The organism is Nostoc sp. (genome assembly GCF_036919555.1).
Taxonomy (GTDB): domain Bacteria; phylum Cyanobacteriota; class Cyanobacteriia; order Cyanobacteriales; family Nostocaceae; genus Nostoc.
The window spans coordinates 55,928-70,966 of record NZ_JBALCS010000091.1 but is presented as its reverse complement, the minus strand read 5'-3'; the positions used below and the strand labels follow the sequence as shown (position 1 = coordinate 70,966).

Here is a 15,039-nt window from a genome sequence, read left to right as displayed (position 1 = left end):
AGTTAGGAATTAGCCAAGCGATCGCAGTAGCAGTCGAATCATAACTGACGTAGCTATACGTAAATTAGCAATTAGCGATCGTAGAGCTACCGCTAACGGACTATAGAAAAGAAAAAAGCAGATGAGTAAAACACGCAAGTTTCGTTTAGGTGCATTCATTCAAGCCACTGGGCATCATGTTTCTGCTTGGCGACACCCCGATGCCCAAGCAGATGCTGGATTGAATTTCGAGCATTATAAGGTAATTACCCAGACTGCCCAACGCGGCTTGTTCGATGCAGTTTTTCTAGCAGATAGCCCAGGAGTCTGGGGTGGCGTTCCAGAAGCTCAGTATCGCAACGGTAAAATCGCCCATTTTGAGCCGGTCACTCTCTTCTCGGCCTTGTCCTCTGTTACCCAAAATATCGGCTTCATTTCCACCGCCTCGACCACCTATGAAGAACCCTACATCCTGGCGCGAAAGTTTGCCTCCCTGGACTACTTGAGTAAGGGACGGGCGGGGTGGAATGTAGTCACCACAGGCAATGAGAATGCTGCACGTAATTTCGGACTTGAGCATCACCCAGAACACAGCCAGCGTTATGAACGCGCCGAAGAGTTTGTGGAAGTGGTGAAAGGGTTGTGGGATAGCTGGGAAGACGATGCTTTTATCCGTGACAAAGAATCTGGGATCTATTTCGACCCAGATAAACTACATACACTCAACCACAAGGGCAAATATTTTTCTGTAAAAGGTCCTTTGAACGTCGGTCGTCCACCCCAAGGCTACCCAGTGATTGTTCAGGCTGGAGCCTCAGAATCGGGACGGGACTTGGCAGCACGCACTGCCGAGGTGATTTTTACCGCCAATCAAACCCTAACTGATGCCCAGGAATTTTATGCTGACGTAAAAGGTAGACTAGCACAATATGGGCGATCGCCAGATGATCTAAAAATTATGCCTGGTGCTTTCCCAATCATTGGCCGTACCGAATCAGAAGCTCAAGAAAAGTATGAATTCCTGCAATCACTGATTCATCCCGATGTCGCCTGGGGGATTTTAAAGAACTATTACAAAGGTGTGGATCTGTCGAAATATTCTTTAGATGATCTGGCTCCCGAACTGCCCAGCGACACCAACACTAACAAAAGTCGTCTCAAACTAGTCAGAGATTTGGCGACTCGTGGGACTCTCACATTGCGCCAGTTGTATCTCTCCCTTGCCACCGCACGAGGTCATCGCACCATACTTGGTACTCCCGAAACCATTGCTGACCAGCTAGAAGAATGGTTCAACAACGGTGCGGCAGATGGCTTTAATATCATGCCGCCAATCCTGCCACAGGATTAGATGACTTCGTTAACCTAGTCGTTCCCGTCCTCCAGAAACGTGGATTGTTCCGTACCGAATACGAAGGCAGTACCTTGCGTGAAAACCTGGGATTGCGTCGTCCGGGCAATCGTTTTGCCGCTAAACAAGTAGATGAGAGATTGGTGTTGGCGTAAATGAGTTTGTAATATCTGCACCGTGCTTAAGGAGACATAAAAATTCATCAGTTATACACAAATCAGCGATCGCGATCGTAATTTCCGCTAAGGCACTATAGAAAAAAGCTTATGAGTACAACACGCAAGTTTCGTTTAGGTGCATTCATTCAAGCCACAGGTCATCACATATCAGCTTGGCGACACCCCGATTCACAAGCAGATGCTGGGCTAAACTTCGAGCATTACAAGGAAATTACTCAGACTGCCGAACGTGGCTTGTTCGATGCGGTTTTCCTTGCCGATAGCCCCAGCCTACAAGATAACAGTGAACCGGAGGTACTGAAGCGCAACGGCAAATTAGCGAAATTCGAGCCAGTAACGCTATTTTCCGCACTAGCACCACTAACCAAACATATTGGCTTTGTTGCTACCGCTTCGACCACTTATGAAGAACCTTATACCCTTGCTCGGAAGTTTGCCTCCCTAGACTACCTGAGTAATGGTCGGGCGGCGTGGAATGTAGTTACCACAGGTAATGAGAATGCCGCTCTTAATTTCGGCCGTGACCAGCACCTAGAACATAGCCAGCGTTATGAACGCGCCGAAGAGTTTGTGGAAGTGGTGAAAGGCTTGTGGGATAGCTGGGAAGATAATGCTTTCATCCGTGACAAAGAATTTGGTGTCTATTTCGACCCGGATAAACTGCATACACTCAACTACAAAGGCAAACATTTTTCTGTTAAAGGCCCTTTGAACATTGGTCGTCCGCCTCAAGGTTATCCGGTGATTGTGCAGGCTGGTGCTTCGGAAGTCGGTCGTGAATTGGCGGCACAGACTGCTGAAGTTATTTTTACTGCCAACCAAACGCTAGAAGACGGGCAAGAATTTTATGCCGATGTGAAAGGCCGATTGGCTAAATATGGTCGCCAACTGGACGATTTGAAAATCATGCCGGGTGTATTTCCGGTGATTGGGCGCACTGAAGAAGAAGCCCAAGAAAAATACGAATTCCTACAATCGCTAATTCACCCATCGGTAGCATGGGGCTTACTCAAAACACGTTATAAGGGCATCCATTTATCTGGCTATTCACTCGACGATCTTGCACCACCGTTGCCTAGTGATACCAACGGTGGTAAGAGCCGCCTTAAGTTGCTGACGGATCTCGTAAATCGTGGCAACCTAACGCTGCGCCAGTTGTATCTCTCTGTCGCTACCGCGCGAGGTCATCGCACCATTATCGGTACGCCGGAATCGATCGCTGACCAGTTAGAAGAATGGTTTAACAATGGTGCAGCAGACGGCTTTAATATCATGCCGCCAATTCTGCCCACAGGGTTGGACGACTTCGTTAACCTAGTCATCCCCGTCTTGCAAAAACGTGGACTGTTCCGTACTGAATACGAGGGTAGTACTTTGCGTGAAAACCTCGGATTACGTCGTCCGGGCAATGGTTTGGCCGCCAAACAAGTGAACAAGAACTTAGTAGTAGTGTAAATAAATTTTTCACAGATGTTTAAGCCATACCTTTTAAATTGCACCTTCTGTAGATCGCCGCCCTACGGAACTTGAAAATCTTAGAGAGACGCGATTTATCGCGTCTCTACAAAAAACCCTGTAATTTTTTTAAGGAAAAAAACATGACTGAATATAGCCGCTTAAAGACTTCACGCTCCGCCGCAATCAGAGCAACCCTTGGTTATCCGGTAATCGACACCGACGTTCACACCAATGATTTCACCCCAGCTTTTGAGGATTACATCGCCAAGTACGGCGGTGTGAAACTTGTAGACGAGTTACGCAAGACCGAAGCCTCCCGTCTTAACTCCAAGAGCAACGGTAAAGACTGGTATCAACAAACTCCAGAAGAACGTCAATACAACCGCACAATCCGATCGCCTTGGTGGGCTAGAGTGACTAAAAACACACTGGATCTCGCCACTTATACCCTCCCCGGACTCCTCTATGAGCGTCAGGCGGAGCAGGGGTCAGACTATTCGGTGCTGTTTCCCAACAATGTCTTGGCACCGGCTGGAGCAAGTGCAGAGAACCGTCAAGCACTGCAACGGGCGGTCAATCACTATCATGCTGATATCTACCGGAAATATAGCGATCGCCTGACACCGGTAGCTGGCATCCCCTTAACTACTCCCCAAGAAGGCATTGAGGAGCTAGAGTTTGCCGTAAAAACACTTGGTTTAAAGGTTATTAATATCACTGGAGGTGTGAAGCGACCGATTAAAGCGATCGCTGATAAATATCCAGCCGATCAATTCCCCGAAATCGCCAAGTATGCTTCTTATATCGACTTTTACGGACTAGATAGTGAATACGATTACGATCCCTTCTGGGCGAAAGTCGTGGAACTAGGCGTACCCGTCACCACCCATTACGGCAGTCAGGGTTGGACTGGACGCTCGTCCATCAGTAACTACATGAACAACCATATCGGCCACTTCGGCGATGGTTCGCAAGCATTTGCCAAGGCACTATTCTTCGGCGGTGTTACCAAGCGTTTTCCGCAGTTGCGTGTAGCGATGCTGGAAGGTGGCGCAGATTGGGGTGCCCACGTCTACATTCATTTAGTAGATCGCTTCTCCAAGCGCAATCTAAAGGCACTGGAAAACTACAATCCCGCGCTGACAAATGCCGATGAGCTATTTGAGATATTTGAGCGCTACGGTGCGGAAATTACTCAAGGGCATTCCCTCGACAAGGACGAATTGACCAAGAGTGTACTGGGAGCTTCATTCAGCCGTCATAGCCGTGCGCCAATTGGTAGCGAATTGGACGATTTTGCAGCAGCAGGCATTGAAACAATTGAAGACATCCGCGATCGCTGGGTGAACAGTTTTTTCTTTGGTTCCGAGTCCGACGATCGCACGATCGCTGCGGCATTCAACGACAAAGCCAATCCCTTGGGAGTCAAGATCAACGCGATCTATTCCTCTGATGTTGGTCACTGGGATGTGCCAGACCTCACCTCCCCCTTAGCTGAAAGCTGGGATTTGGTGCAAGAAGGCGTTATTTCCGAAGCCGACTTCAGATCCTATGTATTCGCTAATCCCTACAAGTTTTACACCCAAGCTAACCCCGAATTCTTCAAGGGTACAGCGATCGAATCCAAAGTAGGTAACACCGAATTTAAGCAAGTAGATAAGAACTTAGTAGTGGTATAAAAGACGAGATGAGGGAGATGAGGGAGAAACATAAAAATTATTCCTCGTCATCCCCCTCATTTTTAAAGCGTTTCAGCCTGGGAGATCATATGACGATAACGACTGAACCTGATATTGAGGCTCGTGAGGCGCTACGCCTAATCGGCCCCGATCCTGATAACTGGATACCCGACCGCCCAGGCGTGGATCACAACGTGACAATTGTGGGTGGCAGTGGTAGCGGCAGCACCTTTGCATTTGCACTGAGACGCGCTGGCATCGGCGGCGTAACAGTGATCGACGCGGCCGACGACGAGTCCCATGCTGGCGTGTGGCTCAATCGAGCGCGGATGAATAAGCTACGCACACCGAAGAACTTGCCCGGCCCTGAACTGGACATCCCGGCGCTGTCGTTCCAGGCTTGGTACGAGGCGCGGCACGGTGCTGAGGCTTACGCAGCGATCGACCGCATCCCCCGCTTGGTGTGGGCCGAGTACCTCAGTTGGTATCGGCAGTTTTTGGGTATCCCGGTTCGGTACCGGACGCGGCTGGTGCGGATCGAGCCAGTAGAAGGTTTCTTTCGTCTGCACCTTGAGGTGAATGGTGTCCCACAAGTGGAAACCACGCGCAAGATTATCTTTGCTAACGGTGTGGCTGGCACTGGTGGCCCCTACGTGCCATCGGTGCTAGCTGTTCTGCCACGTACCCTGTATGCACACACCGCCGATGCCATCGACTTCAGGGAGCTACGCGGCAAGAACGTGGCGGTGCTGGGCGCTGCGGCCTCGGCTTTCGATGCCGCAGGGGTGGCACTCGAATCGGGCGCAAAGGCGGTGCATTTGTTTGCGCGGCGGCCGACGATCGCATCGCTACCAGTAAATCGCGTGCGCGGGTATCCCGGCGCATACTACAACTATCCAGAACTGCCCGATGCAGCTCGCTGGTTCCAGGCTTGGCGCTTTCGTCAAGTTGGTTCTACGCCCCCAGCCGACGCGATTGAACGGGCGATCGCGTTCCCGAACTTCCACCTGCACTTGTCAGGGACGTGGAGATCAGCGCACGAGCAGGGCGGGCGCATCGTCGCCCAGGTGAACGATGATGTTTTCGAGTTCGATTTTGCGATCGCAGGTACAGGCTATTTCGTTGATCCGACAAAGCGGCCTGAACTAGCCAACTTCGCAGATCAGATTGCACTTTGGCGCGATCGCTACAAGCCACCAACCGACCAGCGTGACGACGAACTGGGCACGCACCCCTACCTTGGCAGCGCCCACGAATACCAGGAAAAAGTACCCGGTAGCGCACCCTACCTGAAGGATATCCACGTCTTCAACCCGGCAGGCTTTGTGAGTTTCGGCTTACCAATCGGCGACGTACCCAGCATCCGGCGCGACGTGCCGGCGGTGGTGGCACGCATCAGCCACGACTTGTTCTTCGCCGACTGGGCGCTACACGAGGCACGCATCACAGGCGACAATATCGCCCCGGACTTCGATGCTTCACTGTACACCGCCGCAGTGTGGAAACAGCCGATCAAGGCTGCGGTTAGCTGATTCTGCCTAGTCCACCCGCGATTGAGGAGACGGGAGCGGGGATAGGGGAGATGAGAAAGAAAAGGCCAGGGAGCAGGGAGCAGGGAGAAGAGGGGAAAGAGATAATTTGAATTCTCCCCCTTGCCCCCTGCGCCCTGCCCCTCTGCCTCTTGCAATGCCCAATGCCCAATGCCCAATGCCCAATATAAATTAGGAGTCAAGACTATGCCTATCCAACAACGCTCTCACGACACCAATAATGGTTCCTTGCCTTATCTTTTCTCGCCTGTTTCTGACAATGCCAAGCAACCTGCACCCTTAGTGCTTTTTTTGCACGGAGGACGCGATCGCGGAACAGATTTAAACGTGCTACTGAAATGGGGTCTACCTCGTTTCGTGGATTTATCCGACTCATTACCTTATGTCTTCGCCGCACCCCAGATTCTGGCTGAACAGACTTGGGCAGATCGAGCAGATGATGTACTTGCTTTGCTTGATGAACTGATCGCTTCCCAGCCCGTCGATCCAGCGCGGGTGATATTAGCCGGTTTCAGCTTAGGCTCGGCGGGGATCTGGCATATCGCTGCTTTGCATCCCGATCGCTTCGCAGGTCTGGTACCTGTGTCTGGACGTGTACCCAAGACATTAGGAGAAAGCCAACTAGCTGCACTCAAAGACATTCCCGTTCAGATATTCCAAGGTGGACAGGACAAAAATCTGCCGATTGAGGATACAGAGAATTTTGTTGAGCGTTTACGCAAAGTCGGGGGGAAAGTCGATTTAACAGTGTTGCCAGAAGGTGATCATTTTATTGCAGATGCAGTATACGGCGATCCGAAGTTGCAACAGTGGCTGGTTTCACAGAGTCGTCGTGAAACTTCTGTAGTTGTCTAATGGATTATGTCTTATGCACCATCTGATCACTGGAATCAAGTCTTCGCCAAATGGAAGGATGCTGGCACCGATCTAGATTGGGGAACCCAATGGACAAAAGTTCACCTTCCGTTCCTCAAGTCCGCCAATGTTAAAACCGTGCTTGACCTTGGGTGTGGGACAGGGAACGACGTGTTACGTCTTGTACGGCAAGGTTTCACAGTAATTGGTGTGGATTTTTCAGATGAAGCAGTGCGACAAGGACGCGAGAAAGCAAAAAAGCTAGGACTAAGCACGCAGTTTGTAGTTGCGGATATGGCAAAACCTTTGCCTTTTGATAGTGCAACATTGGATGCGGTCATGTCCAATGTTGCCATCCATATGTTTTCAGATCAGATTACACGCGAGTTGTTTAAAGAAATTCGACGAATAGTACGCCCCAACGGATTATTTGCTTTCCACGTTAATTCTACAGAAGACGCTTTAGTTCGGGCAGAACGCCACCCACCTATACGCGAAATCGAGCCAAATTACTTTCTAGAACATGATGGACAAACTATGCATTTTTTCTCTAAAGAATATTTGCTAGACCTTTTATCTGACTGGAAAGATGTAGAGCTAAAACATTACGAAATATTGCATGAGCAAACAGGCAAGCCGTTTAAAAGAGTTTGGTGGGGTAAGGCAATACAGCCTGACTAATCTTCAATCGCAATCTTTACCGAAAAAACCCAGTTTCTAAATTCTGCTTTTTTCAATCAACAACGACGAAAACCTCCATGACCTTACCAACTACTAATCTCGGTAAAACTGGATTGACCGTTTCGCGCCTCTGTCTCGGTACCATGACCTTTGGATTGCAGACCGATGAAGAAACTTCCAGGCACATCCTCGACACCGCAGCCGATGGCGGAATCAACTTTTTGGATACAGCCGACGTTTATCCCCTCGGTGGCGGGCTTGCCACTGCTGGACGTACCGAGGAAATCGTTGGGCGCTGGCTGAAAAGCAAACGCGAACATTTTATCTTGGCTACCAAGTGTGTCGGCCGGGTTGGCCCTGCACCTTGGGATCAGGGGGCTTCGCGCAAACACATTCTGGATGCGATCGATGCTTCCCTGCGGCGGCTGGGAACCGATTATATCGACCTATACCAATTGCATTCCGACGATGCTTCCACCCCCCTCGATGAGACTCTGGAAGCGCTGGATGCGGTAGTTCGTGCTGGCAAGGTACGCTACATCGGGGTTTCCAACTTCTTGGCCTACCGACTCGCCCGTGCCTTGGGTCGCGCCGAGACGCGCAATTTAACTAGGTTCATTTCAATTCAGCCCCGCTACAACCTATTATTCCGCGAAATTGAGCGAGAACTATTGCCCCTAGCGAAAGAAGAAGGACTGGGTGTAATTTCCTACAATCCCTTGGCGGGTGGTCTGCTTACTGGCAAACATATTCTCGATCAAGGCCCCACCTCCGGTACACGTTTCACGTTAGGTGCTGCCGCAGAACGTTATCAAGATCGCTACTGGCACGATCGCGAGTTCAATACTGTCGAGGCTTTACGCACAGTAGCGGAACTCGCCGGATTTTCTCTCACCACCCTAGCGGTGGCTTGGGTTTTATCTAATCCGATTATCACTGCCCCGATCATTGGCGCTAGCCGCCCAGAACAACTTGCTGACAACCTGAAGGCAGTGGAACTAAAACTCGACGACAGTTTGAAACAAAAGTTAGACGACCTAACCGCCGAATACCGAAAGGGAGATTCTCTTCGTTAGTTTCAACTGATTTTCATAATTACGAATTACGAATTAAAAATTGGAGAGGCTTGTAAACTTAAAGATTTAAGCCCAATTTTTGCCCAAGTGGCTGGGTCAGACCTGGTTTATGTAGTCGGGACACAAAGAAACCAAAGTACAGGGAAAATAGTGTTATTGCTGTTCCGCCGGAGTCTTTACTTCAGAAGTTTGAGGATATCAAGGGTCAAGAAGTTTACTTTCAAAAAGGCTCGGCATCACACTACTTTATTATCAGAGCGTTGCAGGCAATCGGCTTGACCCTTAAAGATATTAAAATCAAAAATCTGGCGACTATCGAGGCGCGGGATGCTTTTCTCGAAGGTAAAATTCCAGTTTGGATGACATCAGATCCGTACTATGCGATCGCTCAAAAGATGGGTCGAATTCGAGTCCTCAAAGATTCTGTTGGGCTAGATTCTCCTGGTGCTTATTATATTGCTGACAGGAAGTTTGCCGAAGAAAATCTTGGCTTGCTAAAAATTATCATTGAGGAACTTAATAAGCTCGACAAGTGGGCAGAGGCAAATCGAGGCGAAGTTGCCAAATTGATGATCACTGAACAAAAGCTCGAGCCAGATGTGGTAGAAAGGGTGATGTCTCGTCGTATTTTTGTAGGACGTAGAGGACTCAGCCCTGCACTGATCAAAGAACAACAGCGTGTGGCAGATTTATTTTTTAAAGAGGGTGTAATCCCAAAGGAAATCAATATTCAGGATGCGTTACTACCGCCTAATATCTATAATGCGATCACACCGCCAGAAATTATGATCTAGTGATGTATAGCAAGGAACAAACTTGAAAGTATTTTGGTAATTTGTTTTCTCATTAGTTTATGTCCTAATCTACCTGGTAACTGCGATAAGTCTTGCTAAAGGACACGCATCAAGCTTTTAATTTGCATAATCTTGGATAGTATTTTGCCCAGCCACAAAAAAAGTTTTCCTTCTAGCTTATGTGCAAATTCAATGTCCAAAAGCTTATTAATTAAGCGAGTAAGTAAGTCGGCTACAACCAAACAGCAAAAGTTTTTAAAGAGTGCTGCCAGAAGTCCTTAATACCATCGGACGGCTTATACAGTCGTCCATTTTTATCTTTCAGAAAAGCCAAAATGATGCTAGTGGATCGACTTTCATGACGAAAAAGGCCAGACAATCCAAATCCTTTCAACGTGCTGCTGATGCACCAAACCTGCCATCAACTCCATTCAGGTTCATTTTGTATTTCGTTAACCAGTTCCGGTGGTGGTATGTGTTAATGGTGATCCTGGAGATGATACACGCAACCTGTGGCATTATGTTGCCCTATGCCATTGGCGAGATCATCCGGGGCGTGACGAAATCTACGGGCGACAGCAAACCCATTTTTGATGCTATGAGGCAACCCCTAATGCTGTTCACCGCTTTGAGTGTGGGTGAAGTAATATTCGGGCGATCAGCTGGACTCTTGCAAACCATCCTCCATCCGATTCACCGACAGCACATCGTCCGAGCGCTATATGCCTACTTGCAGCACCATTCACATCGTTACATGAGCAGCAGTTTTTCCGGGGCATTGGCACATCGGATTAGCGAAACTTCTCTGGGTGTTACTCAGACGATGCAAATGCTGATTACTGAATTTATGCCAGTAATCGTTGTGTATACCGTCGCCACGACAATACTGTATCGCGCCTATCCTCCACTGGCTGCACTCGTGGGAATATGGGCAGTTTTCTTCATTATTATTTCGTTCTGGTTGGCAACTCGCTGCCGAATTTACTCCCGGAAAGCCGCAGCTGCAAGAAGTGAGACAACTGGCATCATCGTAGATGCGGTAACAAATCTCACCAGCAGCCGATTGTTTGCTCGCTTGGGTTTTGAACGACGCTATTTGAATGAGCAATTAAGCCGCGAAATCAAAGAGGTAAGAAATTCCAATTGGTATTCGGAGCGAATTCGCTGGTTTCAGTTCATCTCGGCAGCCATTCTGAAAATTAGCACCCTGTATTACTCGCTTTCCCTCTGGAGTCAAGGGAAGATAGCTACTGCTGATTTCGTTGTGGCAACCAGTCTGTCGTTGTTGATCATCAGTGAAGCCCGCAATTTAAGTAAACGCTTTCTCGAATTTTTTGAACATATCGGTAATGTTGCTAATGGTGTCTTCATCATCGTTCAACCCCACGAGTTGATTGATCGCGATCGCGCGATCGCACACCCAATTACCCAAGGTAAGATTGAATTTCGCCGCGTGAATTTCAACTACACAGATGAGAAGAAAGTTTTTAACAACCTTTCTGTTACCATCCTACCGGGACAGCGTGTTGGACTGGTGGGCTTCTCTGGTTCTGGAAAATCCAGCTTTGTCAATCTAATTCTGCGTTTGTTCGACCCACAATCTGGACAGATTATCATTGATGGGGTCGATATTCGAGATATGACTCAGGATGCCTTACACGCTCAGATTAGCTTGATTCCCCAAGATCCGTCTCTGTTCCATCGCACGCTGCTAGAAAATATTCGTTACGGACGCTTGGATGCAACCGATGAGGAAGTGTTCGAGGCGGCGCGAAAGGCTAATGCTCACGATTTCATCATCCAAAGTCAGGATAGTTACAATTCTCTGGTGGGCGAACGTGGTGTTAAGTTATCTGGAGGGCAAAGACAGCGCATTGCGATCGCGCGGGTAATTCTCAAAGATGCGCCGATCCTGATTTTGGATGAAGCCACCTCTAGCCTTGATTCAATCACCGAAAAAGCGATCCAAGATACCCTCAACTTAGCAATGAAGGGGAAAACGGTCATTGTGGTGGCTCATCGGCTATCTACCATCGTCCATCTAGACCGGATTTTAGTGTTCGACAAAGGTCGCATTATCGAAGATGGTTCTCACACCAAACTGCTGGCACTCGGCGGCGCTTACCACAGGTTATGGAAAATGCAAGCAGGTGGATTTCTACCGGAAAATCTCGGCGAGGAACGCATACGCGAGGCTCGCACTGGCACAGATAACGTCGAAGAAGGAATGATTGCGTGAACTACTCAGACTTGCCTAAGGCTGAAGTTGATCGCTCCCAATTCATCGGGAATAGCCATCAATTACTCCGTAGTTTTTTTGGTCTGACATTCCCTCCTCTTGTCAGGAGTCCTGGTTCCCAAGACCCAAATCTTTCTCTTGCGACATGTACCCTTACGGGTTCGGCACTTCCTTCAAGTCGGGGAACCGCAAGCGCGGAGTGCCTCACCTAAAAGCTCGTGGTTTTCGCTTGTGGCATTGATGGTCAAGACATTGCATTGAGGCAGTGCGATCGCAAGTTGCTACGTGTCTACCCTTGATCTTAAGTCCGTCAAATTGCCCAGAATAAATCAACCTCTTCTTGCCTGTAGCTGACGCTAAAAGGATGTTTTAAAAGTATTATTGCTAACATCAAAACCTCAAAAACCTAACCCCCCTAGCCCCCCTTCCCTACAAGGTAATGGGGGTTTTAAAGCCTCTCCCCGAAGCGGAGAGAAATGGGAAGCGGGGTTTTTGGTATACTTTACGACTTGTTCATTCATCCTCTTAGGCTCCCCTCCTCTAGCAGGCACTTTTTAACACCAGTTGTCGAGTTAAAAAGGCGTAGGCGTAGCTCGTTGGAGACATCGCTCGTTTATTTGGTAAGTAAACTATTCTAATCTTATTCATCTTAACGGTATGCGATCGCTTGTTGTTGAGGATGCGATCGCCACAAATTTTGTAACCACCTGATAGTAAGTTTAAGACTTACGCATCAAATACGAAATGTAGAGGCAATTCATGAATTGATGTGTTTGGGGATATCGATGCAGTACGAATCGCATTAACATTGTAAGCCAACGCATTGACATTGTAAGCTAACGTATTGGTATTGTAAGCTAACGCATTGGTATTGCAGAGTATTGCCAAATTTAATTTGCTACAAATTACTGTATTACAGCTGTTTTCAGGTAAATAGACCACGCGGTAGGACACAGCATTGCTCATGCGTGTCAACTTAAGCGGGGTTAAATCCTCGTTACAAAACGTAATTGCGAATGGGCGAAAAAGCGAATTGCGAATTGGTTTAACTGGCTCTTTGAGCATCTCCCAACACAAGCATCGTGCCAATCACGTTTTAATTTTGCCATAATATGAACTAGATTCTTCTCACTACTGCTGATTTGGTTCAACAGTAGTCAATGCAAAACGCACTGGAGGAGCGATGAAAGCTATTGAAGTTATGGGAAATGTTGATAAACAAGGTCAACTTTCTCTAGATGTACCATTGACTGTAGACCAGCATACCCGCGTCAGAGTTATTGTACTGCTATCAGAAAACGCTGACGAAGAAAATAACCAACACGAGGATAAGGAAATATCTGAATCTGCGATCGAAAGTTTTCGTCACGGTTGGGATGATGCCATAACAGTAAACATTTTACCTGTATCTCAACTGTGGGAAGGAATGGATGTAGAATAACCAAATAATTACTAATTCGTAATGACGCTTCTACGGACGTTCGCTAATCAGTCTTTATAACTCAACGATAAAACTATCCCGCAGATGAAAGTCAGCCTCGGTGCCTTGATGAGTTAATGCCCAGTAAGTCACCTCACCATTTCTGTGTTTAATAACTGTAGTAATGCCAACTTCAATCGCTTGTTTTACCGAGAGGATTTTATCCAAATCGACATCTAACACAAGTGCTAAACCCTCAGCTTGATTTTGAACATTAAACGGAAGTATTGTAAAAGCTGTTTCCTCTTGCATTCCTTGACGGTATCCATCAAAGCGATAGACATTCCAATGCCCGGCGGGGGAAAGGTTGAATTCCCAATACCGTTGAGAATCTTTGATGCTAATAAAGAACTCAAAGCAAGTGTCTTTCCACAATTCGGGCTTTCGCAATTGTGCGTTTGATGGTGGGGCTATGGCAATTTCTTTTAAGTCGCCTCCAAGGGTGTAGCGGATGGTAAGCTGATGAGAATTTCGGTCGATATTGCCTGCAATTTTGAAATTAGGCAGGGATTTTGTCGAAGGAAAAGGTTGCAGGGAAAATGTCTGGTGGTTCATTTCATGTCTTTGATAATCTTACGAATCTGCGTCTCTTGAGATTCGATACTTTCGGTCAGCTTAAACTGGACGATCGCTCTGGCCAAATTATGTTCTGGGTGCTTAACTTTGAAGTAGACATTCTCTGCTAAATAATCAGCAAAAAATCTCAGTCCTAGTTCAAAGGTGATCAGACGAATTGCATCGTAAATATAAGCATAGTCATTCTCAGTCAGAAATACCTTTGCCACTGAGAGATAACCTTTTAGAATTCCCTGACATAGATCAGTATCGAAATAAATACTTTCCCAATTTTCGGTTTCTTCTCCAGCCGGATTGCAACCCGATCGCAAGCAATCACCAATATCGTAATGTACCAAACCAGGTTTAACAGTGTCGAGGTCTATGACGCTGACGGCTTGCTGAGTAACAGTGTCAAACATGACATTGTTGATTTTGGGATCACCGTGCATCAAACGCAGGGGGAGAATGCCTTCAGATTTGGCATTTTCTAGGATATGTGCAAAGCTTTGGCGATCGCTAACAAACTCTAAGCAATAATTAACTTCCAAAGATTGACGCACACTACTTTTCGCCAACACTTCCTGATAATACTGGAGATAAAGCGGTGTAATGTGGAACCCTTGAAGGGTGTCGGCGAGTTTTTCCGGTGGTAAGTCGCTGATCAGATTGTGGAACATCCCCAAGGCGTAACCGATTTCTTTCCCGTATGAGCGATCGCGCATACTATCGAAACACTGGGAGCTTCCAATAAAGCTAATCGCCCGCCAAAAGGAGCCATCTGCATCCCGCCAGTGATCTTCAGCATCCTTGGTTAATAGTACGCGTGGCACTTCCCAGCGACGATTGAGTGGGGTATATTGTAACCTTTTCTGAACATGCTCAGTGAAGATACGCATATTCTGCATAATCAGTTGGGGCTGAAGAAACACCTGCGTGTTGATGCGTTGCAGGACAAAATGTTGTTCTTCTAAGGAATCCAGAGTTACTAAGAATGTGTCATTGATATTACCACTACCAAAGGCTTTAACCTCTGTAACCTTTCCCCATTGGGCGAATTGATCAGCGATCGCAACTAGATTTTCTGCCCCCTGTGTATTAAATTCTTCTGTCATGTTTGTGTTTGACCTACATTACTTCTCACGTATATTGCCCGAAGGCAA

Annotated in this window: 11 protein-coding genes and 1 pseudogene; 10 read left to right on the top strand and 2 right to left on the bottom strand. The window is 47.6% G+C overall.

The window, feature by feature from the left end; genetic code table 11:
* Positions 1-121: 121 nt before the first annotated feature.
* From V7K36_RS25245 to V7K36_RS25200, 10 genes and pseudogenes are all read left to right on the top strand, one after another.
* A pseudogene (locus V7K36_RS25245) lies at positions 122-1,485 on the top strand (LLM class flavin-dependent oxidoreductase).
* Positions 1,486-1,596: 111 nt separating this feature from the next.
* Positions 1,597-2,964: an LLM class flavin-dependent oxidoreductase gene (locus V7K36_RS25240; protein ID WP_335120393.1), complete on the top strand. Its 1,368-nt coding sequence runs from the start codon at positions 1,597-1,599 to the stop codon at positions 2,962-2,964.
* A 143-nt stretch (positions 2,965-3,107) separates the two neighbouring features.
* Positions 3,108-4,646: an amidohydrolase family protein gene (locus tag V7K36_RS25235; RefSeq protein ID WP_335120391.1), complete on the top strand. Its 1,539-nt coding sequence runs from the start codon at positions 3,108-3,110 to the stop codon at positions 4,644-4,646.
* A gap of 89 nt (positions 4,647-4,735) precedes the next feature.
* Positions 4,736-6,178: an FAD-dependent oxidoreductase gene (locus V7K36_RS25230; RefSeq protein WP_335120389.1), complete on the top strand. Its 1,443-nt coding sequence runs from the start codon at positions 4,736-4,738 to the stop codon at positions 6,176-6,178.
* 168 nt (positions 6,179-6,346) lie between these two features.
* Positions 6,347-7,051, top strand: a complete 705-nt coding sequence (locus tag V7K36_RS25225) for a dienelactone hydrolase family protein (RefSeq protein ID WP_335120388.1) — start codon at positions 6,347-6,349, stop codon at positions 7,049-7,051.
* A 6-nt stretch (positions 7,052-7,057) separates the two neighbouring features.
* Complete coding sequence (locus tag V7K36_RS25220) at positions 7,058-7,732, top strand: methyltransferase domain-containing protein (RefSeq protein WP_335120386.1); 675 nt, start codon at positions 7,058-7,060, stop codon at positions 7,730-7,732.
* 77 nt (positions 7,733-7,809) lie between these two features.
* Positions 7,810-8,808 (top strand): aldo/keto reductase, encoded by a 999-nt coding sequence (locus V7K36_RS25215; protein ID WP_335120384.1) that lies wholly within the window; start codon positions 7,810-7,812, stop codon positions 8,806-8,808.
* 155 nt (positions 8,809-8,963) lie between these two features.
* On the top strand, positions 8,964-9,602 hold the full coding sequence (locus V7K36_RS25210; RefSeq protein WP_335120484.1) for an ABC transporter substrate-binding protein: 639 nt from the start codon (positions 8,964-8,966) through the stop codon (positions 9,600-9,602).
* 358 nt (positions 9,603-9,960) lie between these two features.
* Positions 9,961-11,841 carry an ABC transporter ATP-binding protein gene (locus V7K36_RS25205; RefSeq protein WP_335120381.1) on the top strand — a complete coding sequence of 627 codons (1,881 nt, stop codon included), beginning with the start codon at positions 9,961-9,963 and terminating at the stop codon, positions 11,839-11,841.
* A gap of 1,183 nt (positions 11,842-13,024) precedes the next feature.
* Positions 13,025-13,282 carry a type II toxin-antitoxin system RelN family antitoxin gene (locus tag V7K36_RS25200; protein WP_335120379.1) on the top strand — a complete coding sequence of 86 codons (258 nt, stop codon included), beginning with the start codon at positions 13,025-13,027 and terminating at the stop codon, positions 13,280-13,282.
* Positions 13,283-13,336: 54 nt separating this feature from the next.
* Here the strand turns inward: V7K36_RS25200 and V7K36_RS25195 are convergent, their stop codons facing one another.
* Complete coding sequence (locus tag V7K36_RS25195) at positions 13,337-13,876, bottom strand: DOMON-like domain-containing protein (protein WP_335120377.1); 540 nt, start codon at positions 13,874-13,876, stop codon at positions 13,337-13,339.
* Positions 13,873-14,991, bottom strand: coding sequence for a phosphotransferase enzyme family protein (locus V7K36_RS25190; protein ID WP_335120375.1), 1,119 nt, complete (start codon positions 14,989-14,991; stop codon positions 13,873-13,875). The genes V7K36_RS25195 and V7K36_RS25190 overlap by 4 nt, the downstream gene beginning before the upstream one ends.
* Positions 14,992-15,039: the final 48 nt, after the last annotated feature.